We start from the raw sequence: 20,048 nt of genomic DNA, 5'->3' as shown, positions 1-20,048 counted from the left end.
CGCCCTCTGGTAGAAGGTTCCGCTGCACTCTGGCAATCCGCTTTTGGCAGGAAGGCCGGCAGCGACAAGGCTGACTGTTCGATTGTTAAACGTGGATCACACGCCGTTGGGACTATGGGTGGCGCTCCATTCACACACCCCTGATTCAGTTTTAGACAAAAAGCGGGGATTGGGCAAATGAAGTATCAAAGCAGGACTGTCATCGGGAAGTAATTACGCCGTCACTGAAACGTCACTGCCCTGCCATTCCAATGTAACAGGCAGACCTCACAGTCGAAGGATGGATATTTCCGTTCGAGTAAGAGGACTACAGCCGCAATGACCGCAAAGTCCGCCCACAAGCTGGCCGTATACCTGCAACACGGACTCCGCTGCCTGCTGCCCCGGATGTTCTGGCAAAACCGGCGAAAGGCTTTACTGGACTCCTTCGAACGGCTGCCCGCCGCCCATCAGGCCGATATTCAGCGTCGAGTGGCTTATTACAACCGCCTGACCCAGCCGTTCAGCCCTTCGAAAACGGCAGAAACCACCGGCAGTTTCCGCTTTGCGGGCAAAAGCACCGCCTACTGTATAGACTTCAGCAGCCTGATCCGCTTTTTCCCGTGCAATCGCAAAGTCGATTACCAGTTCGGCGACGTGACCGAAATACCGGACCAGCCCCGTTTCGTAAAAAGCCGCCCGATCCGACCGGACCAGAGCAACCGCAATTCGGTGCTGCTGAAACTCAACGCCATCCGCCACTATCATTTCGTGCCGGACAGACGGGCCTTCGCCGACAAGAAACCCATGGCTGTATGGCGAGGAAAATCCAACCGCCCACACCGAGTCGAATTCGCCTCACGATTTGCCGACCATCCGCTATGCAACATCGGCTGCACGCAGCACAAGGAACCGGAAAAGCAGGCCTATCACAAAGACTTCATGAGCATCGAAGAGCAGCTGGAATACCAGTTTGTGGTGAGCGTGGAAGGCATAGACGTGGCGACAAACCTGAAGTGGATCATGGCCTCCAACTCCCTGTGCCTGATGCGCCGCCCGAAGTTCGAAACCTGGTTCATGGAAGGGGCCCTGATACCGGGCTATCACTACGTCCAACTGGCCGACGACCACTCCGACCTGCCTGAAAAAATCGAATACTACACCGCCCACCCGGAAGAAGCCGAAGCCATCATCGCCAACGCCCAACGCCACGTCGCCCGCTTCCGCGACGAACGCACCGAACGCATTACCGCGCTACTGGTGATGCAGAAATACCTGGAACTCAGCCGCCAGGAAACCGGCCAGCGAGCTGCTCTCCAACCAGGCTGATCAGAATGGTCAATCAATAATCAGGGCGATACCCGCGCCAGAATCTCCGGCGAATCCGACAGTGGCAGCGCCAGAATCACCCCCTCATTGGACGACGGAAAAATGCCCGTCAATGCCGTGGTGTTCACCTGGTGAGACACCAGAATAACCGGCGCACCATCCCCGAGCCCGTTTACCCGCTCAATCGTCTCCCGCGTCTGGGCTGGCCCCTGACTCCGATTCCGGAAAAACGAATTCAACGACGTCCACTCCGTAACCTTCCCCATATCCATTTCGGTAGCCGTATCCAGACACCGACACCACTGACTGGAAAACACCCGCGCCTCGGTAATCCCATGCTCCGCCAGAAACGGCTTCCACGCCCGCGCCTGCTCCCGCCCGGTCTCATTCAGATTCCGCTGGGTACTACAGTCATCCACCTGGAAATTCGACGGATCCCCCGTGCCCGGCGCCAACGCATGACGCATCATCAGGACAGCCTCCCCGTCCCGAAGCGCTTGCAGAGCTGCCGCTTGATCAGCACGGGCAATGTAGGGAGCCATGAAAATAGCGCCCATTATTAATGCCAGAAATGCAGTAGAAAAAATTCGAGCCCTCATCACTGCCCTCAAGTCTTTATTGGAACAACCACAAAATCCGCGGAGATTTCTCCGTGGCCTGATCGCGCTATTGGGGATGGGGTTTCCAAAAATGTTGGAGGCCAAGGATGGCCGGAAACAAGCGCACATGGACGTGCTCGTAGCGGTTTTTGGAAACCCCATCCCCAATGGCGCAGGCCTCAAACACGCAGGCCTAATAGATATACGCGGCCACGAACTTCCAGGCTCACAACAACAAAAGGTAAACTCCCAGGATATAAGCCATACGACGAAGGAACCAACCATGCCAATCTGGGTCGACGCCGACGCCTGCCCCGTGCCAATCCGGGAAATACTCTGCCGCGCAGCAACCCGCTGGCAGGTCGACACCACCTTCATCGCCAACCACGTCATCACCCTGCCCCCAAGCCCCTACATCAAACGCCGCCAGGTCCCCCAGGGCTTCGACGTCGCCGACAACGAAATCGTGGACCAGATGCACAAGGGCGACCTGGTAATCACCCAGGACATCCCCCTGGCCGCCGAAGCCATCGAAAAAGGCGCCGATGTCTTCAACCCCAGGGGCCAGGCCTTCACCAAAGAAAACATCCGCCAGCGCCTGGCCATGCGTAATTTCATGGAGGAAATGCGCAGCGCCGGCCAGGTCACCGGGGGGCCTGCCCCCTTCAGCCAGACCGACCGCAAAGAGTTTGCGGATAAACTCGACCGCTGGCTGCAAAAGAACCAAAAACGCTGAAAAGGTAAAACCCACGGAGGACGGCGGTAATGAAATCTTCAAAAGCTTCAAAAGCGAATAGGCGCCTTTCAACGGCGAGCGCCTCAAGTACGTTCCTATGAGGCATTTGCCAGAAACATGGGAAATTGCCTGATCATTAACATGTATTTAAAAACCTTTATTCTACTGAACTAAATCGCACATTGATGGACACAGGCGGCGGATAAGGTGATTAACACAAACACCGCATCCGTACATTTCGAGATCAAAAAGCCGGAAACGGCAAGGAGATCAAATTATGAAACGCACAGCTCTATCAATTGCAGTGGCGTCAACCTTTGTCATTCTGCCAGCAGCAGCCTCGGCCGCAGAAACGGAAAGCCCGTATCTTCAGTCCGACGGCTCCTGGATAACCCTAAGTGGCACGGTAACCAGCACCACGGCCGACACCTTTATGCTGGATTACGGCCGGGGTCTGGTCACTGTGGAAATGGACGACTGGGACTGGTACGAAGAACAGGGCGAAGTTCTGCCCGGCGACAAGGTTACGGTTTACGGTGAAGTCGATGACGACACTTTTGAAACCGCCAAAGTCGAAGCGAGCAGCGTTTACGTCGAAAATCTGGGTACCTATTTCTTCGCCAGTGCCCGCGATGAAGAAACCGCGAGTGATCTTGATATCGCGCCAGTGATCGACGTTGGCAATCTGGTGCTCACGGGCACCGTAAACAGCGTTTCGGGCACTGAATTTACCATCGACTCCGGTGCTCAGGAGATGACGATTGATACCGCATTGATGCCCTACGATCCGACCGATAACGAGGGTTATCAGCAAATCGAGAAAGGCGACCTGGTGACCGTTACCGGTGACATTGAGTACGACACCTTTGAAAAAACAGAGGTAATGGCGGATACCGTTGTTACTCTGGACGATGAGAGCGCCTCTTGACCGCAGAGGCACAGCCAGCCCGAAAGCCCCGCGAACGCGGGGCTTTCCTTATGATAATGATTCTCTTTTAATTCAACTTCGAAGCAGCTACCCTTTCCGCTCTGTTGATCCCCACTTCGTCATGAGCGACCCATGTCAGACAGACAGCACAGCAGCAGTTTTGCCGCCCTCACCCGGCTCCTCAAATACGCCCGCGGTTATCGCAAGCAGATCATTGCGGCCTCCACCTGCTCGGTGATCAACAAGCTGTTCGACATAGCGCCGGAAATTCTGATTGGGGTCGCCATTGATGTGGTGGTGAACCAGGAAGAGAGCTTTGTGGCCGGCCTGGGCTTTGAGACCGCCCAGGAACAGATCACCATTCTGGCGATACTGACTTTCTTCATCTGGGCCGGTGAGTCCATCTTCGAATACCTGTTCCAGATCCTCTGGCGCAACTTGGCCCAACGCCTGCAATCCGATCTGCGCCAGGATGCCTACGAACATGCCCAGCGCCTGGACATGAGCTTTTTCGAGGCCCGCAGCTCCGGCCAGCTGGTTGCAACCATGAACGACGACGTCAACCAGCTAGAGCGCTTCCTGGATGGCGGCGCCAACGCCATGATCCAGGTGGTGGTCACCGTGGTGGCCGTGGGCGCCGTCTTCTTCGTGCTCTCCCCGCTGATTGCGCTGCTGGCGTTCACGCCCATTCCCCTGATTATCTGGGGCGCCTTCTATTTTCAGCGCAAGGCCGGGCCGCTTTACGCGGATGTTCGTGAAAAAGTCGGCGACCTTTCCAGCCGGCTGGCGAATAATCTGGGCGGCATTGCCACTATCAAAAGCTTCACCGCCGAAAACCGGGAAGCTGCGCGGCTGAAGGAAAGCAGTGAAGCCTATGTGCAGGCCAACCGGCGGGCGATCCGCATCAGCTCTGCCTTCATTCCCATCATCCGCATGGCCATCCTGGCGGGCTTTCTGGCCACCTTTACGGTTGGCGGCATGATGGCCCTGGAAGGCAGCCTGAACGTGGGTGCCTACGGTGTGCTGGTATTCCTGACCCAGCGCCTGCTCTGGCCACTGACCGGCCTGGCTGAAGTCATCGACCTGTTTGAGCGGGCCATGGCCAGCACCCGGCGGATTCTGGACCTGCTAGCCGAGCCAGTGCATGTTCGGGATGAAGGCGGCAAGACACTGGAAGCGCCGGTGAAAGGCATGGTGGAAGTGGATAGCGTGAGTTTTCATTACCCATCCAGCGGCGCTGGCATCGACAACATCAGCCTGCAGGTACCGGCGGGCCACACCCTGGCCCTGGTCGGCGCCACAGGTTCCGGCAAATCCACGCTGATCAAACTGCTGCTGCGGTTCTACGACCCCAGCCAGGGTGAAATCCGGATCGACGGCCAGCCCATTCGCGACCTCAGCCTGAATTCCCTGCGAAGTGCTATCGGGCTGGTCAGCCAGGATGTCTATCTGTTCGAGGGCAGCATCCGCGAGAATCTGGCCTACGGCAAACCGGATGCTACCGATGCCGACATCATGGACGCTGCAAAAACCGCCGAAGCCTGGGGCTTTATCGAAGCCCTGCCAGACGGCCTGGAAACACCGGTGGGCGAACGTGGCGTGCGGCTCTCCGGCGGCCAGCGACAGCGGCTATCCCTGGCCAGAGCACTGTTAAAAGATCCGCCGATTCTGGTTCTGGATGAAGCCACCAGCGCCGTGGACAACGAAACCGAAGCCGCTATCCAGCGTTCACTCAAGCGCATCGGCCATAACCGCACGGTCATCATGATTGCGCACCGGCTTTCCACCATTGTGGACGCCGACACCATCGCCGTGGTTGAGAAGGGTCAGGTGGTGGAATCCGGCACCCACGAGGATCTGTTAAACAATCAGGGACCCTATGCCGCGCAATGGCGGGTGCAGACCGGACAGATCTGACAATCAGCAGCAAACTTTGGATGCCCAGCATTATTGCTAGTGATTATCATTTAGATTATAGTTCCGGCTCTGAAATTCAGGAGCCTGCATGTCTGACTTCTTCGACGTCACCGATCTGGGCGTACAGATTGGTGACACCGCCATACTGCACCGCATCACTCTGGGCTTTCGCGAAGGCGAAGTAACCGCACTGCTCGGCCATAACGGGTCCGGAAAATCGACCCTGCTGAAAGTCCTGGCGCGTCAGTTGGTGCCGTCTTCCGGCGATGCACACCTGCATGGCAGATCCTTCAGAAAAACCGGCGCGCGGGAGTTTGCCCGCACTGTCGGCTACCTGCCTCAACATCCACCCGCGACCGATGGCCTGACGGTGCGAGAGCTTGTAGCCCTGGGGCGCTATCCCTGGCGGGGTCCGCTTGGGCGTTACACCCGGGAAGACCACCGGCTGATCGATCAGGCCATCGCCGATACCGACCTTGGGAATTTCCGCCACCGCTCCGTGGACACCCTGTCCGGCGGTGAGCGCCAGCGGGCCTGGATTGCCATGCTACTGGCGCAGCAGACCCGCTGCTTGCTCCTGGATGAACCGATTTCCGCCCTTGATGTGAAACATCAGGTGGAGACCCTTCGGCTGGTCCACCGCCTTGCCGAAGAGCGGGAGCTCACCGTAATTGTTGTGCTGCACGACGTGGACCTCGCGGCCCGCTTCTGTGACCGCCTGGTGGCCCTGAAATCCGGTCAGCTGGTGGCTGACGGCAGCCCCCGGGAGATCATGGACTCGCAGATACTGGAATCCATTTATGGCGTGCCCATGGGCGTCATGGAACGGGCGCCGCAGCAGTGGATCTCCTATGTTCATTAGGCGCTTGCTGATGAGCGTTTTGCTGGGTCTTGCGCCGGCCCTGTCAGCCGCGGACACCTGGCAACACGAGAACGGCACCCTGACTCTGGACAAACCGCCAGAGCGGGTCATCGCCCTCAACTGGGCCGCCACCGAGGCACTCTTGCTGCTTGGGGTGACACCGGTAGGCGTCGCCGACCGAGACGGTTACGAAACCTGGGTGGACGAGCCCGAGCTGCCGGACGGGATTGCCAATGTGGGCACCCGCGTCGCCCCCAGCCTGGAAGCCATTGCCGAGCTCAAGCCGGACCTGATTGTGACCAGCTCTGAAATGGCCCCGGCGGCCAAGCTGCTTGAACGCATTGCCCCCACCTATGTGGTAAGCGTTTACAAGGAAGGCACCCGCCCATTCGAGAAGGCCCGTGAAATGCTAGTCACTCTCGGCGACATCCTGGACCGGGAAGCCCAGGCGCAGGCGGTAATCGAGGGTGTCGAGCAGACTCTGGACGAACAGAAGCAACGCCTGACCGACGCCGGACTGGCAGACCGGCCGGTCGCCCTGGTGAACTTTCTGGATGACCGCCACGTTCGCATTTACGCACCCAACGGCCTTTACCAGCGCGCCCTGGAGGCCCTGGGCCTTGAAAACGCCTGGCCACACCAGGGCAATTACTGGGGCTTTTCGGTGGTGGGGCTGGAAGCCATTGCGCCCTACCCGGACAGCCGGATTGTGGTAATTGAGCCCACGCTGCCCGGCCTGGCCGACACCCTGGCCACCAGCCCCTTCTGGACCTATCTGCCGCCGGTCAAACGTGAACAGGTCTACCGGATTGAGTCCGTATGGCCGTTTGGCGGGGTCTATCCGGTGAAACGACTGGCAACCCTGCTGGTGGACAGCCTGATCGACGGGGGCTCCGACAATGTCCGCTGAAACAGCCGCCAGCTCAGGCATAGGAACGGCGCCGGCCAGACTTCCCGCCAGCCTGCCGCTGACCGCGGTTCTGCTCTGGGCGGGCGCGCTTCTGGCCAGCGCTTCGCCCTGGTTCGGTCAGTTAGACCCGGCAGCGGTCATTGCGTCCTTCTGGACCTTCACAGACGGCAACTATCACTCAGTTCTGGCCCATTTCAGCTGGGCGCCACGGGTGTCGATGGCAATCCTGATCGGTGTCGGGCTGGGCCTTGCCGGCGCCGTCACCCAGCAGATTCTGGGCAACCCGCTGGCGTCACCCACCACTCTCGGTGTGGAAGCAGGCGGCCAGTTCGGGGTAACCGTGGCCACCATGTTCTTTCCGGGACTGCTGGCGTTCAGCCCGGACCTCGTTGCGGTCTCCGGCGGCCTGTTGGCCATCGGGATGGTGATCGCCCTGACCTGGCGCCTTGGCTTTTCCCCGGTCACGGTGATTCTCGCGGGCCTGGTGATTACCTTTTTCCTGGGCGCGGTGAACATGGCATTCCTGCTCCTGAAAGGCGAATGGCTGGGCAACCTGTTTATCTGGGGCGCCGGTTCGTTGGTGCAGAATAACTGGCAGCCGTTTATGGAACTCTGGCCCCGGGTGCTGGTGATCGCGGTATTGATGCTATTACTAATGCGCCCGCTCCAGGTTATGCAGCTTGGGCAGGCGTCCGCCAGCTCGCTGGGCGCCAAAGTCGGCCTGGTTCGTGTACTGGCGTTGCTGCTGGTGGTGCTGATGAGTGCAACTGTGGTCAGCCGCGTGGGCGTCGTGGCCTTTATCGGCCTTGCGGCCCCGGTGCTGGCTCGCCTGCTCGGCGCCCGAACGCTCTCCGAACGGCTGCTCTGGAGCAGCCTGCTGGGCGGCGGTCTGCTGCTTCTGGCGGATACGCTCGCGCACTGGGCATCCACCTGGGGCGACGGTTCTCTGGTTCCCACCGGAACCACCACGGCATTGATCGGCGGCCCGATCATCCTGCTGGCGCTTCAGGGCTTCAGAAACACCCACAACATGCCCGGGCAGGCGTCGGGCCCTGCCGGTTTTCTGCCCAAACGGCGCCCAGTTGCACTGGTTTCCGGCGTTCTGATCGCCCTGCTGCTGAGCAGTGCCATACTTTCCATGGGCTGGTCGCCGGGTCTGGAAGGCTGGAACTGGACGGCAGTGTCGCAATGGGATCAGGCCTGGGTCTGGCGCGGCCCCAGAATGCTGGCGGCGGTGTTGGCCGGCGTGGCCCTGGGCCTGGCCGGCACTCTGATCCAGCGGATGACCGGCAATCCCATGGGCAGCCCGGAAATGCTGGGCATCAGCGGCGGCGCAGCCATGGTGATGGTGCTGATTGTGCTGTCCGGCGCTGACATTGGCCGCGCCGGACAACTGGGCGGCGCAACCCTGGGGGCCGCCGCTGCGCTTGGCCTTCTGACCCTGCTGGCCCGGAAACACAACTTTGCGGGCAACCAGCTGCTGCTGGGCGGGCTGGCGCTTTATGTATTCATGGATGCCGGTCTGAGGCTGGTGATGGCGTCCGGCGGCACCGTCGCCTCGCAACTGCTCAACTGGATGTATGGCTCCACCTGGCTGGTGTCCGAGGGCGAGGCCCTTGCGCTGATGGCCCTGATTCTTTACATCTGCGCCACCCTGGTCATCGTTGTAAGGCCGCTGACCATACTGCCGCTGGGAGAGGCTTCTGCTTCCTCCCTGGGATTGCCGGTTGGAAAATCTCGCCTCTTGCTGCTCGTGCTGGCGGCGCTGCTGACGGCTTCGGCCACCGTGGTCATCGGCCCCCTGAGTTTTGTTGGCCTGATTGCGCCGCACCTGGCGCGGGTGTTGGGACAGCAAACGGTCGGGCGGCAACTGATTGTCGCAGCCCTGGCGGGCGGCTTACTGCTCGGGGTAGCGGACTACATCGCAAGAGTAGTGATCTTCCCTGAACAGCTACCGGCCGGGCTTCTGGCTGCCCTGGTGGGCGGGGTTTACTTCCTCTGGGGGCTGAGCCGACATGGCCGCGCCTGAGCCAGCCAGTAGCAAGTTCAACCCGCACCAGCGATCCAGCTGGGTCAGTCGCTATGACCAACTGCTGGGGGAATCCCGACTGGACCGGCATGCCGTTCTGACCAACGCCCTTCCGCCAGGTCAAGGCAGCCGCCCGGCCGTGCTGTCCCTGGCCCAGTGCCTGGATCAGCCATCGCTGCTGACCGATCAGGTACGCAGGGATTACACCCATGCTTCAGACCCCCGCGCCCTTCGGGCGCAAATGTCCGTGCTTCAGCAGGACCTGGCGCTGAACGTCATCGCCCCGCTCAGCCTGCAACTGTTTCGGGATGGCCACGCACCGCTGCCCGATCCTGAGTGGATATTTCTGGCGCCCGCAGAACATGCCGAAGTGTCAGCACCTGGCTGGTTCCTGGCGCCGGGCGCAGAAACTGTCCATGAAGAAGACTTTGTGCGTTCACTCGGGCAACAGACAAAAGACTGGTATCCCGTTTTCAGACACGAGCTGGGAGTCAGCCCAGGCGCTTACTGGAGCAGTATCGGGCTGGGCCTGGGGGCGCCCTTCTCGGCAGTGTGGAACCTGGCTGAGCCTGCATCACTGTGTGATCTTGCGCAGCGTTGGCTCCGGGAATTCAGCAACGATGCCAACCAGTTTATCGACTGGATTCCCGCGGTGTTTGACGGAAAAACCACCGCCATCCCCCAGCGCAAGGGATGCTGCTTGAAGTATCTTCTACCAGGTGGTGGTTATTGTGGCACTTGCGGAATCTATCGAAAGGAACGGTTAAAGGCCCTCACAAAGAGCGGGGGTTATAGCCCCCGCTCCCGAGTCATTCCTCAATAAACCCAGGAAACCGTCAAGCTGGCGTTGGTCGGGGCTCCGTAGAAGCCCTGGGCAAAGGCGCCAAACTTCTTGAGGCTTTCGATGTACTTTTCATCCGTCACATTATTCACGTTCAGGGTGGCGTTCCAGTCGCGGGCAAAGTCATAGCTGGCCATCAGGTCCACCACGGCGTAGCTGTCCTGCTCGGTGGTGATCGTCGATCCGGCATTGGGCCCGGTGGTCGCTTCACCCTGGTCCTGACTGATGGAAGACTGCCAGCGCACCTGGCTGCCAAGTTCCAGCCCTTCAACACCGGGCACTTTCCAGGTACCGCGCAGCTGGGCCAGATGCTCAGGCACGGACGGCTTGGCGGAGTTGCCGTCGGCATCCTCGATGTTCACCCAGGTATAACCGGCAAACAGCTGGATTCGATCGGTTACATCACCCACAAACTCAAGCTCCACACCCTCGCTCTGGAGGCCATCTACACCGCGATAGTAGGTGTCACTGGAACCCGAAAGCGTACCGGCCGCCTCTGCAACGTTCTGCTGCTCGACCTGGAACAGGGCAACGGTGGTGTTGACCCGGTCGTTCAGGAACTCGCTCTTCAGCCCCACCTCATAATTCACCCCGTCGATGGGATCCAGACGGTCAAGGTTGATGTCCACTTCGGTTTGCGGGGTGAAGATTTCGGTATAGCTCGCGTAGACGGAGTGGTCGTTATTCAGGTCATAAATCAGCCCGGCGTAGGGCGTTTCCACCGCATCGTAACTGGTTGCCTTGCTTAGACCATAACTATTCCCCTTGCTGTTTAGCCAGGTCAGCCGCACGCCAGTAATGGCTGCCAGGCTGTCAGTCAGGCTCCAGCGGGTGGCCGCGTAGGCGGACTTTTCACGGTCGATCCAGTCCGATCCTGAGCTGGTCGCGCCAAAGGACGGTCTTGGGTAGTCACCTGTCCATTGTTCCAGGGGAGGCAACGGCGGCAGCGTATCAGAAGTGAACAGTGACAGGTCTTCCGTTTCAGACCGGGACCAGTTGGTGCCCACGACAAGCTCATGGGTGCGATTACCGAAACTAAACGGCCCCGATGCATACAGATCAAAAACCACCTGCGTCGTGTTCAGATCGTATTGACTCGGGTATGGCGCAACCCCGGTACCATCAGGTTCTGGCGTACCGAACCAGTAAAACAGCTCCGAATCGCTGTCGTTCTCAAGCCGGAAAACCGTACCTTTCACCTGCCAGCCACCGGCCAGTTCCTGCTGCAGTTCTACAAAGCTGTTGTACTGGGTGTTGTCCCAGTAGGACCAGTCGGTCGACGTGCTGGTGGAGCGCGAAAAATCTGTGGCCGTACCGTCGGTATAGAAAAGTGGCAAGGCGCCCCAGAGCGGGCTGTCAGTATTCGACGTCTGAATCGAGTGGCCCAGTGTCAGCAGTGTGGTGTCTGAAAGATCCGCTTCCAGCACACCGTAAAACATCTGTTTCTCGTTGCTGTAGCGATCCAGGTATGAGTCCTTATCTTCATAGCCGGCGACAACGCGGCCACGCACAGCGCCGGATTCTGACACCGCGCCGGACACATCACCCACCATGCGCTTTTTTTCCCAGGATCCGCCTGTCACCTTTACAGAAGCATTGGTTTCCGCGGTTGGCCGTTTGCGGATAAAGTTGACCGTCGCGGCCGGGTTACCAGAACCGGCCATAAGGCCGTTGGCGCCCCGCACCACTTCCACACGGTCAAAGAACGCGGTATCGAGTTCTCCCTGCACGTTGTCGTAGACCGCAGGCAGGCCAACGCCGTCGTACTGGAAGTTGTTGATATCGAAACCGCGGGAAGTGTAGTAGGTGCGGTCGGTTTCAACGGATTCCACAGTGACGCCAGTGGTGCCTTCCAGCACATCGTTGATGTCATCCTGGGCAAAATCATCCATCTGCTCACGTGTAACTACCGTGACTGCCTGGGGTGTTTCCCGGTGGCCCAGTTCCAGTTTTGTGGAGCTGCTTGTGGTGTCAGTGGTGTAACTGCCTGTGGCCTCGGACGACACAGGCCCTCGCTGAGCGGATACCGTCAGCGCCTCGAGGGCTGTGGGTTCATTTTCCTGTGCCGACGCAAACGCTGGCAGGGTTGCGCAGACAATGGCAGTGAAAAGCGGCTTGCGACGGAACAGGAATTCTGGAACTCGGGACATCGTTTTCTCCGTTTGGAATATCAGGATGATTCATGCTATTTGCGCATAATAATACGAATCGTTCTTATTTAAAATAAAACAATCCAAAACCCTTGCCTGCCCCTAGATAGGTTTGGCTGGCAGCGTTAGTCGTGGGAACTCATCGAGACTGCTACCCTCAAACTCTGGCAACCAGATTCACAGCCCAATGTTCCTAAAAATAACGGAGGCTCCATGCTTACCTGTTCCCGCTTGGCCCTAACCCTGAGCTTTGTCCTGGTCTCGGCACCCGCATTGGCCGACCGGACGTTCTCGTCCGATAAAGCCGATTTCCGGCTTGAAACCGTTGCGCAGGGCCTGGAGCATCCCTGGAGCCTTGCATTCCTGCCAGACGGCTCTCAGCTGGTCACTGAACGGGCCGGTCGCCTGCGGCTGATTGAAAACGGTGAGCTTCAACCAGATCCCATTTCAGGTGTTCCTGAACTGGTGGTTGCCGGCCAGGGTGGTCTGCTGGACGTGCTTTTGCACCCGCAGTTCGCTGACAACCAGACCCTGTTTCTGAGCTACGCCCACAGGAACAATGCGGGAATGACCACCCGGGTCGCGCGTGCGGAATTCGACGGGCAGCAGTTGCGGAACGTTGACGTGATTTTCGAAGCTCTTCCCCGCAGCGGAACCTCCCGGCATTTTGCGGGCAGGATGGAGTTCGATACCGATGGCAATCTGTATGTGTCGGTTGGGGACAGGGGCGACAAGCCGCGCGCCCAGGACACCGCTGACGACGCAGGCGGGGTGCACCGCATCACGGTTAATGGCGACCCGGCGCCGGGGAATCCCTTCCTTGAGGATGGCTCAGTGAATGATACTTTCTTCACCTATGGCAACCGCAACATACAGGGCATGACCCGTCACCCGGAAACTGGCGATATCTGGACCCATGAACACGGCCCGCGGGGCGGTGACGAAGTGAACATCATCAATGCCGGTGATAACTACGGGTGGCCGGACGTAACCTACGGCATCGCATACAGCGGTTTCCCGATTTCCGATAAAACCACCATGGACGGTGTAACCGACCCCCTTCACTACTGGGATCCGTCCATTGCGCCATCTGGCATGGCCTTTTACACCGGTGACCTGTTTTCCGCCTGGCAGGGGGACCTGTTTGTCGGTGCCCTGAAACTCCAGAAACTGGTGCGCCTGCGGTTTGATGGCAAGGACCTGGTGGAAGAGGAAGACCTGCTAGTTGATCTGGGAGAGCGCATCCGGGATGTGAGAATGGGGCCGGATGGCGCTTTGTGGCTATTGACCGATGCCGGCAATGGCAAGGTCTACCGGGTCGTACCGGCGGACTGAACTGACGTCAGTTCGGGTCGTTGGTTCTCTCGGTTTTCTCGAACTGGGGAATATCATCGGTAATCTCGAACCAGTCGGATTTCGAGCCAACAAAGACGTGTTGCGCCGGGCCTTTGCCGAGCGCCTCGTTAATCATTCCCACGCGCAGGCGGAGGATGCCGGGAATAGCATCCACCCGGCTGTAAAGCGGGCTGCCACAGTTGCCGCAGAACGCCCGGTATTTGCCCGGGCGTGATTCGTACTCACGAATGTCCTGCTCTCCGGACGTCCAGCGGAAACGAATCTTTTGAACCGGTGCGCTGGCCGAAAAGGCGCTGCCATGGGCGCGGCGGCACTGGCTGCAATGACACAACGCCACCGGCCCCAGCGGGCCATCGTATTCAAAGCTGACGTTGCCGCACAGGCAATGGCCGGAGATCATAATTCCACCTTTTCTCTGAACTGCTTGAGCTGAAGCGCAGTATGATAACTGTGGCCCACTTGAAGAACCAGTCAGCCGAATCCACGTAGGGTGTAGATACGATCATTAGTAGCTTGGCCTTTTAAGTTAAGGAGACCAGAATGACAGACAGCGAGATTCCCGGAATTGGCATGGGCACCTTTCGTCTGAAAGGAAACGACGCCAGAGAAGCGGTTAAGAGCGCACTTTCACTGGGCTACCGCCATATCGACACCGCCCAGATGTACGAGAACGAGTCCGAAGTCGGCGACGGCATTACCTCCAGCGGCATTCCCCGCCGCGAGATCTTTCTGACGACCAAGGTGTGGCACGATCATTTGGAAAAGAGTGACCTGATCAACAGCCTTCACGACAGCCTTGCCCGGCTAAAAACCGACCACGTCGACCTGACCCTGATCCACTGGCCATCACCGGACGACAAGGTGCCCATGGAGGAATACCTGGGCGCCCTGAGAGACGCCCAGCGCGAAGGACTGACCCGCCATATTGGCATGTCCAACTTCACCTGCGCCCAGATGGACCAGGCCGTCCGCATTCTCGGCGAAGGCGCCATTGCCACCAATCAGGTAGAAGTGCATCCATTCCTGGCTAACCGCAAAGTGGTTGAGCACGCGCAGAAGCTGGGCATCACCGTGACTGGCTACATGCCACTGGCCGTGGGCAAGGTCATGGAAGATGAAACGCTGATACGCATTGCCGAGGCCCGCAACCTGACGCCGGCCCAGGTCGCACTGGCGTGGGTCGCATCGCGCGGGGTGGTAGTGATTCCCTCTTCCACCAGGGCCACTCATCAGAAGGCCAACCTGGAAGCCTTGCAGGTTGAACTGACCGCCGATGAGATCGCACAGATCGACAGGCTGGACCGCAATGAGCGGATTGCTAACCCCGGCTTCGCGCCCAACTGGGACTGAGCCGGAAGGCAAGAAAGGACAGTATCAGCGTGGCCACAGGCAGGCCCAGCAACCACCAGGTCTGCAGGGACCAGAAGGTGGCCGCGCTGAACAGGCTCCAAAAAAACGGAACCGCCAGGTAAAGCCAGCGCCAGAACCCCGGCAAAGATCCCGCTAGCAGCACGCCGGCCGCCGCCGTGGTACCTGGCGCCAGGCCAAACAGCCCCACTGCTTTCCAGTCACCGGATTCAGCAACGGTTAACCAGGGCAAGGCCAGAACAGCCGCTAACCATAAGCCGGCCAGCCAGTAACCGGCAGACTTCGAATCGAGCCACCTGGATGGCGGAGCCCCTCCAAAGAGCATAAAGGACCCAAGCAAAACACCCTGCAGCACGAATCCCCAGCCGAACCAGAGCGCTGGCCAGTTGATCGGCCCGAAATACCCCACCAGAAAACCGTAGCCACTGGTCACCAAGGCCACCGAAGCCAGCCCCAGTGCCACTCGCCTTGGCGCTGACTTCTGGCTAAGCAACAGCATGGGCACCAGAATACCAGCCAACACCGCCAGCAATGGCCAGGGCCAGAGATCCTGATTTATCCGAACAAAAAGCCGCAGAAACACCTGCGGCCCGAACATAATGAAATCTTCGAGCGAGTAGCTCAGCCAGCCAGCCCCACTCACAGCGACCTCACGTAATCCGCCATCTTCTGCCGCTGCTGGGCGCCCGGCAGAGCACCGTAAAGCGCGCCCATGTTCTCTTTCATATGCTCAACACTGGTCGTCGCCGGAATGGCACAGGTCACCGCGGGATGGGAAATAATGTACTTGAGAAAAAACTCTGCCCAGTTAGAAACACCGGCGTCGCCCGCCCAATCCGGCAGCGGCTCGGACTGATAGCGTCCAAACAGGGAACCACCCTGGAACGGCCGATTCACGATCACCGCAATTCCCCTTTCCTGGGCCAGCGGCAACAGACGATCCTCGGCCTCGCGGTCCAGAACATTGTAGGTCAACTGCACAAAGTCGATGGGCTCGCGCTCCATGATCTGCGCAAACTCCCGATGCCGGCGACCGTGAGACGTGGTAATCCCGATGTACCGAACCTGCCCTTCGGCCTTCATCGCTTTCAGGGTCTCAAGATGCCCCTGCCAACCCCTCAGGTTGTGAACCTGCAGCAAATCAAACTGTTCCACCCCCCACCGGCGCCCAGACCGCTCAGCCTCCTGACGTGTGGCAGATTCATCACTGGTCCAGATCTTGGTGGCCGCAAACAGTCGGTCCCTGGCACCCAACCTGTCCAGTGCTTCACCAACTACATCAGACGCGGTGCCATACATCGGCGACCCATCCACAAGGGTACCGCCCTGGTCAAAGAAGGTTTTCAGCACCTGCGTGCGCTGCTCAATCAGCGCCGGATCCCCGCCAACGTTGAAGGTAATCCAGGTACCCATGCCAATGGCCGGAATCGCCTCCTCGGTTCCGGGGATGTTGCGGGTAATCGGGGACGAGTCCGGTGTTGATCCGGAGTTTGCGAACAGGAAGGAGGAATTGAGGGCCAGGCCGGTCAGGCCAGCACCAATAAGAAATTTACGTCTATCCAGAACCATCCGTGTGCCTCCAAAAGCGCAGGGCCTCAAACGGCGAATAGCACGAGGCCAGAAGGTGCAGGTAGTTACTTCCTTTTACGGACCGTGCATTGCCATGGATGGCAATGCCGAGCCCCCATGGATGGGTTCACGGCGTGTCCGGAAAAGGAAGTAACTACCTGCACAAAGCACCATTGGTGACAGTCCTGAAACAGGCTCAGTTCCCGTACTGAGAATTCAGATACTTAAGAATCCGCGCAGACTCAAACAGCCGTTCCCCGGTATTAGGGTCCTCCAGATAAGGTACCTGAACCCGCTTGTGAATCTGGAAAAACTCATCCCGCTTGCCACCCGGAATCGGCGTATAGGGACCGGGCTTGAGGCGCTGCTTCGCCGGCCCTACCTCCGTCCAGTGCTCCTTGCCCAGGTTATGAAGAGTATAGGGCACCTCCAGCTCACACAGCCGTTCCCGCACCAGGCGTGAATAGGGGCTGCCCTCGAAACTCCACAGATGAAGCGGCTGGCCCACCGCCTTCGCCGGACTGGCCCACAACCCGCGCATGACACTGGCGGCTGACGCCAACGAACCCAATGCCGGCTGATACACTTTCGAACGATAGTATTTTGGTACCGGGCGTTTGGCATAGGTCTGGAACAGATAGTCCACAATATCGGTGGACTCATACATCACCGTGCCAGTGTTTTCATCGGATAACAGCGGAAATTGCTGCTTGCCGCCCAGGGCTTCCGCCTGACTACGGAACTTGCGGCCGCCTTTCGGACAGGGCCGGATCTCAACATCCAGATGCAGCGCCGTCAGCGCCTCTCGCACCCGGCGACAATAGGGGCAGGCCTCAATATCGAACAGCACCAGCGGTTTTGCCGGCTGCGGCACCTGCCGAACCACAAGGCAGCCCCGCCAGGCCGACAGCGACGATGTGGTCACAGACCCCAATACATTCAGATTATGGGTAATCGCATTGATCATTGATGAATCCTTTTTCAACAGAGCGAGCGTTCCAGATAACCTGACAAGCCTAACAGGGCAGCTTACACAAGGTAACGAAACCGCAATATAAACAACGCCACTACTGCCAATTTTTAACGTCATGTAGAGGCAAACCACATAGTACGCTGAAACAATATGGGCTATTGTTAACCTATCGGACATCATCAGGCCTGCACATCATGACGCCAATTGCCAACACACCGGTATCCCAAGCAACCGGTAAGCCAGGTCGCGCCGCCTCAGCGCTCCCGTTGAAGGCGATTTTTGCCGGCTTTGTGCTGTCCACAGCCATGCTTGCCCCGGCCGTTGCAGGCGATGCCCCTGCGGCCGCCGACAAACCCACCAAGACCTGGACCACCCAGGTTCAGGACTATGCCGCACGCTCACTGAACAGTGATGAAGCCCTGAGCATGGCCGCCATTCCTCTGAATGGCCCAGGCATCGAGCAATACATCAATGCCGATGAACTGATGAGCCCCGGCTCAATCATGAAGCTGATCACCACCTACGCAGCACTTGAGCTTCTGGGCCCCAGCCACCACTGGGAAACCCGCTTCCTGACCGATGGTACCCTGCAGGGGGACACCCTGAACGGCAACCTGTTCGTTGATATGAGCGGCGACCCGAAACTGACCATCGAACGGCTGTGGACAGCGCTCGGCGAGCTTCGCGGCATGGGCATCACCCGGATTCAAGGTGACCTGGTGCTGGACGGTGACGTCTTCAGGCTGGCGGCAGATGCACCAGCCTTCGAGGACAACGGCGACAACCCCTACGCGCCCTTCCTGGTTCATCCTTCTGCCTACCTCAGTAACCTGAACCTGATTCACTTCCAGGTTCGCTCGGACGAGCGCGGCACCCAGGCCTGGAGCGCACCGGCCCTGACGGACGTTGTCATCGATAACCGTGTCACCTCCAGTGCCGAAGGCCCCTGCCCGGCCCGACGCTACTTTGAGTGGGAGCCGGTCTTCCACGATGACGGCCGGGTGACCGTCCAAGTAAATGGCGAACTGCCGACAGGCTGCAGAACCTCGGCCTATCTTTCACTGCTTCCCCACGAGCAGTACACCGCCTCGATGATTCGCTCGCTGCTGGCGGACCTGAACATTGAACTGGTTGGTGCAGACCGCCTGGCAACCACGCCCGAAGATGCACGACTGCTGTTGTCCACTTATTCTCCTGACCTCGTTTCCATGGTGCGGGACATCAATAAGTGGAGCAGCAACGTCATGGCGCGCCAGCTGTTGCTGACCATCGGCGCGGAAAACCGGAAAGAAGACGAACAGGACGACAGGCTGGCAGGCATTCGTGTAATCACTGAATGGCTTGAGACCAAAGGCATCAACACCACAGGCCTGGTGATTGAAAATGGCGCCGGGCTGACCCGCGACGGCAGGATCACCGCCCGCCAGGGCGCGCAGATTCTTCAGCACGCCTGGAACAGCCCCTTCTCCGCAGATCTTATGGCCTCACTGCCATTGATCGGCCTGGATGGCACCATGGCACGCAGGCTCAGGAACTCTGGTATGGATGGCGAAGGCCGAATCAAGACAGGCTATCTTGAAAACGTTCGCTCGATTGCCGGCTATACCCGCGACGACACCAATACCACCTGGGCGGTTGTTGGCATGGTAAACAATGATCCGGCCTGGAACGGCCAGGCCGTGCTCGACCGCATTCTGTATTCACTTCACTTCAGGCCGCCCACCGGCACCACCATGTCACAGGCCGAGAGCAAGACCATCATCCGCTGAACACAGCATTTACACCCGATGCTTTTGGATAAGGCTGAAGAATTATGAGATATCCCGTCATGGCACTCGGATCCGGCGGAATGCGGCTATTGGTTTTTGTAATGATGCTGGCTGGTCTGGTCGGCTGTGCAACCTCTCCGGGCAGTCCCGACACAAATGCTTCAGAAATAAGCAGGTTGGGGGATGAGCCGGTCATGCTGAAAACCGTTCAACGGGCAGTCTATTTCACAGGGCAATATGAAATGCCGGTGAATGAGATCCGTGAGCAAACCCGCCCCCTGGCCCAGAAAGTGGCGGTAGCGGCGGTGAAAAACGCCAAGCTGGATATCGTGGGACCATTGACCTTGTTCCTCCCCGATTGGCGACAGCCCACATTCGGTGACATCACGCTGGAACTGGGCTACCCGGTCACCGGCTCCGGCCAGAATCTGGCGCGTTATCAGAAGCAGATGAAGGATGACTTCCAATGCCTGACGGTGACCCGCGAGGCCGGTTCAGACAGCCAGGACGCCTGGGCCGAGCTTTACCGTATTGCTGAGGAGAATTCACTGACGGCCACTGGCGATAATAGGACTGTGGTGAGCCGCAATGGGTCGGGGTATCAGATAGAGCTTCAGTTAGGGGTGCGCCGAAAATAATCTTGCAGAAAGGCGACACGCTCTGTAGCCGGCGCATCATTAAAAAGGCCGGCTGATAAAGCCGGCCCAACACTAACGTTTGAACGTGATAAACG

Annotated in this window: 18 protein-coding genes; 12 read left to right on the top strand and 6 right to left on the bottom strand. The window is 58.9% G+C overall.

What is annotated here, in order from left to right:
• Positions 1–318: 318 nt before the first annotated feature.
• Positions 319–1,308 (top strand): glycosyl transferase family 90, encoded by a 990-nt coding sequence (locus E5Q11_RS00715; RefSeq protein WP_135801497.1) that lies wholly within the window; start codon positions 319–321, stop codon positions 1,306–1,308.
• A 20-nt stretch (positions 1,309–1,328) separates the two neighbouring features.
• Here E5Q11_RS00715 and E5Q11_RS00710 read toward each other — a convergent pair whose 3' ends face one another.
• Positions 1,329–1,865 (bottom strand): histidine phosphatase family protein, encoded by a 537-nt coding sequence (locus E5Q11_RS00710; RefSeq protein ID WP_225314991.1) that lies wholly within the window; start codon positions 1,863–1,865, stop codon positions 1,329–1,331.
• Between the two features lie 325 nt (positions 1,866–2,190).
• Here E5Q11_RS00710 and E5Q11_RS00705 point away from each other — a divergent pair, with 325 nt between their 5' ends.
• From E5Q11_RS00705 to E5Q11_RS00675, 7 genes are all read left to right on the top strand, one after another.
• Positions 2,191–2,643, top strand: a complete 453-nt coding sequence (locus E5Q11_RS00705) for a YaiI/YqxD family protein (protein WP_135801495.1) — start codon at positions 2,191–2,193, stop codon at positions 2,641–2,643.
• 277 nt (positions 2,644–2,920) lie between these two features.
• Entirely contained in the window at positions 2,921–3,571 is a 651-nt protein-coding gene (locus tag E5Q11_RS00700) for a NirD/YgiW/YdeI family stress tolerance protein (RefSeq protein WP_135801494.1), read from the top strand.
• Between the two features lie 132 nt (positions 3,572–3,703).
• Complete coding sequence (locus E5Q11_RS00695) at positions 3,704–5,488, top strand: ABC transporter ATP-binding protein (protein ID WP_135801493.1); 1,785 nt, start codon at positions 3,704–3,706, stop codon at positions 5,486–5,488.
• Between the two features lie 88 nt (positions 5,489–5,576).
• On the top strand, positions 5,577–6,350 hold the full coding sequence (locus E5Q11_RS00690) for an ABC transporter ATP-binding protein (protein WP_135801492.1): 774 nt from the start codon (positions 5,577–5,579) through the stop codon (positions 6,348–6,350).
• A 10-nt stretch (positions 6,351–6,360) separates the two neighbouring features.
• Positions 6,361–7,260: an ABC transporter substrate-binding protein gene (locus tag E5Q11_RS00685; RefSeq protein ID WP_225314992.1), complete on the top strand. Its 900-nt coding sequence runs from the start codon at positions 6,361–6,363 to the stop codon at positions 7,258–7,260.
• Complete coding sequence (gene fhuB, locus E5Q11_RS00680) at positions 7,250–9,289, top strand: Fe(3+)-hydroxamate ABC transporter permease FhuB (RefSeq protein ID WP_135801490.1); 2,040 nt, start codon at positions 7,250–7,252, stop codon at positions 9,287–9,289. Before E5Q11_RS00685 ends, fhuB begins: the two co-directional genes overlap by 11 nt.
• The gene (locus E5Q11_RS00675) at positions 9,276–10,112 is read left to right on the top strand and encodes a (2Fe-2S)-binding protein (RefSeq protein ID WP_135801489.1); all 837 of its coding nucleotides are present in this window, start codon (positions 9,276–9,278) and stop codon (positions 10,110–10,112) included. Before fhuB ends, E5Q11_RS00675 begins: the two co-directional genes overlap by 14 nt.
• On the opposite strand, the gene E5Q11_RS00670 is transcribed toward E5Q11_RS00675, so the two are convergent.
• Positions 10,106–12,280, bottom strand: a complete 2,175-nt coding sequence (locus E5Q11_RS00670) for a TonB-dependent siderophore receptor (RefSeq protein ID WP_135801488.1) — start codon at positions 12,278–12,280, stop codon at positions 10,106–10,108. The genes E5Q11_RS00675 and E5Q11_RS00670 overlap by 7 nt on opposite strands.
• A gap of 213 nt (positions 12,281–12,493) precedes the next feature.
• Here E5Q11_RS00670 and E5Q11_RS00665 point away from each other — a divergent pair, with 213 nt between their 5' ends.
• Positions 12,494–13,615 (top strand): PQQ-dependent sugar dehydrogenase, encoded by a 1,122-nt coding sequence (locus E5Q11_RS00665; RefSeq protein ID WP_135801487.1) that lies wholly within the window; start codon positions 12,494–12,496, stop codon positions 13,613–13,615.
• Between the two features lie 7 nt (positions 13,616–13,622).
• Here E5Q11_RS00665 and E5Q11_RS00660 read toward each other — a convergent pair whose 3' ends face one another.
• A complete protein-coding gene (locus E5Q11_RS00660; protein ID WP_135801486.1) occupies positions 13,623–14,036 on the bottom strand; it encodes a GFA family protein in 414 nt (137 codons plus the stop codon).
• Positions 14,037–14,176: 140 nt separating this feature from the next.
• On the opposite strand from E5Q11_RS00660, the gene dkgB reads away from it, so the two are divergent.
• Positions 14,177–14,986, top strand: a complete 810-nt coding sequence (dkgB, locus tag E5Q11_RS00655; RefSeq protein WP_135801485.1) for a 2,5-didehydrogluconate reductase DkgB — start codon at positions 14,177–14,179, stop codon at positions 14,984–14,986.
• Here dkgB and E5Q11_RS00650 read toward each other — a convergent pair.
• The 3 genes from E5Q11_RS00650 to E5Q11_RS00640 all read right to left on the bottom strand — a co-directional run bounded on the left by E5Q11_RS00650 (position 14,955) and on the right by E5Q11_RS00640 (position 17,540).
• Positions 14,955–15,602, bottom strand: coding sequence for a hypothetical protein (locus tag E5Q11_RS00650; protein ID WP_135801484.1), 648 nt, complete (start codon positions 15,600–15,602; stop codon positions 14,955–14,957). The two genes, dkgB and E5Q11_RS00650, sit on opposite strands and share 32 nt — an antisense overlap.
• 41 nt (positions 15,603–15,643) lie before the next feature.
• Complete coding sequence (locus tag E5Q11_RS00645; protein WP_135801483.1) at positions 15,644–16,573, bottom strand: aldo/keto reductase; 930 nt, start codon at positions 16,571–16,573, stop codon at positions 15,644–15,646.
• A gap of 196 nt (positions 16,574–16,769) precedes the next feature.
• Positions 16,770–17,540, bottom strand: coding sequence for a glutathione S-transferase N-terminal domain-containing protein (locus tag E5Q11_RS00640; protein ID WP_135801482.1), 771 nt, complete (start codon positions 17,538–17,540; stop codon positions 16,770–16,772).
• Between the two features lie 200 nt (positions 17,541–17,740).
• Here E5Q11_RS00640 and dacB point away from each other — a divergent pair, with 200 nt between their 5' ends.
• A complete protein-coding gene (gene dacB, locus E5Q11_RS00635; RefSeq protein ID WP_404802766.1) occupies positions 17,741–19,315 on the top strand; it encodes a D-alanyl-D-alanine carboxypeptidase/D-alanyl-D-alanine endopeptidase in 1,575 nt (524 codons plus the stop codon).
• Positions 19,316–19,509: 194 nt separating this feature from the next.
• Complete coding sequence (locus E5Q11_RS00625) at positions 19,510–19,953, top strand: hypothetical protein (RefSeq protein WP_135801480.1); 444 nt, start codon at positions 19,510–19,512, stop codon at positions 19,951–19,953.
• Positions 19,954–20,048: the final 95 nt, after the last annotated feature.

This window comes from Marinobacter confluentis, assembly GCF_004785685.1.
Classification (GTDB): domain Bacteria; phylum Pseudomonadota; class Gammaproteobacteria; order Pseudomonadales; family Oleiphilaceae; genus Marinobacter; species Marinobacter confluentis.
This window is presented reverse-complemented; position numbering and strand designations above follow the sequence as displayed.

Bases quoted from the DNA above. Each gene is read 5' to 3' on its own strand.
- E5Q11_RS00715 (WP_135801497.1), top strand. From the start codon at position 319: ATGACCGCAAAGTCCGCCCACAAGCTGGCCGTATACCTGCAACACGGA.
- E5Q11_RS00710 (WP_225314991.1), bottom strand. From the start codon at position 1,865: ATGGGCGCTATTTTCATGGCTCCCTACATTGCCCGTGCTGATCAAGCG.
- E5Q11_RS00705 (WP_135801495.1), top strand. From the start codon at position 2,191: ATGCCAATCTGGGTCGACGCCGACGCCTGCCCCGTGCCAATCCGGGAA.
- E5Q11_RS00700 (WP_135801494.1), top strand. From the start codon at position 2,921: ATGAAACGCACAGCTCTATCAATTGCAGTGGCGTCAACCTTTGTCATT.
- E5Q11_RS00695 (WP_135801493.1), top strand. From the start codon at position 3,704: ATGTCAGACAGACAGCACAGCAGCAGTTTTGCCGCCCTCACCCGGCTC.
- E5Q11_RS00690 (WP_135801492.1), top strand. From the start codon at position 5,577: ATGTCTGACTTCTTCGACGTCACCGATCTGGGCGTACAGATTGGTGAC.
- E5Q11_RS00685 (WP_225314992.1), top strand. From the start codon at position 6,361: ATGAGCGTTTTGCTGGGTCTTGCGCCGGCCCTGTCAGCCGCGGACACC.
- fhuB (WP_135801490.1), top strand. From the start codon at position 7,250: ATGTCCGCTGAAACAGCCGCCAGCTCAGGCATAGGAACGGCGCCGGCC.
- E5Q11_RS00675 (WP_135801489.1), top strand. From the start codon at position 9,276: ATGGCCGCGCCTGAGCCAGCCAGTAGCAAGTTCAACCCGCACCAGCGA.
- E5Q11_RS00670 (WP_135801488.1), bottom strand. From the start codon at position 12,280: ATGTCCCGAGTTCCAGAATTCCTGTTCCGTCGCAAGCCGCTTTTCACT.
- E5Q11_RS00665 (WP_135801487.1), top strand. From the start codon at position 12,494: ATGCTTACCTGTTCCCGCTTGGCCCTAACCCTGAGCTTTGTCCTGGTC.
- E5Q11_RS00660 (WP_135801486.1), bottom strand. From the start codon at position 14,036: ATGATCTCCGGCCATTGCCTGTGCGGCAACGTCAGCTTTGAATACGAT.
- dkgB (WP_135801485.1), top strand. From the start codon at position 14,177: ATGACAGACAGCGAGATTCCCGGAATTGGCATGGGCACCTTTCGTCTG.
- E5Q11_RS00650 (WP_135801484.1), bottom strand. From the start codon at position 15,602: ATGTTCGGGCCGCAGGTGTTTCTGCGGCTTTTTGTTCGGATAAATCAG.
- E5Q11_RS00645 (WP_135801483.1), bottom strand. From the start codon at position 16,573: ATGGTTCTGGATAGACGTAAATTTCTTATTGGTGCTGGCCTGACCGGC.
- E5Q11_RS00640 (WP_135801482.1), bottom strand. From the start codon at position 17,540: ATGATCAATGCGATTACCCATAATCTGAATGTATTGGGGTCTGTGACC.
- dacB (WP_404802766.1), top strand. From the start codon at position 17,741: ATGACGCCAATTGCCAACACACCGGTATCCCAAGCAACCGGTAAGCCA.
- E5Q11_RS00625 (WP_135801480.1), top strand. From the start codon at position 19,510: ATGCTGAAAACCGTTCAACGGGCAGTCTATTTCACAGGGCAATATGAA.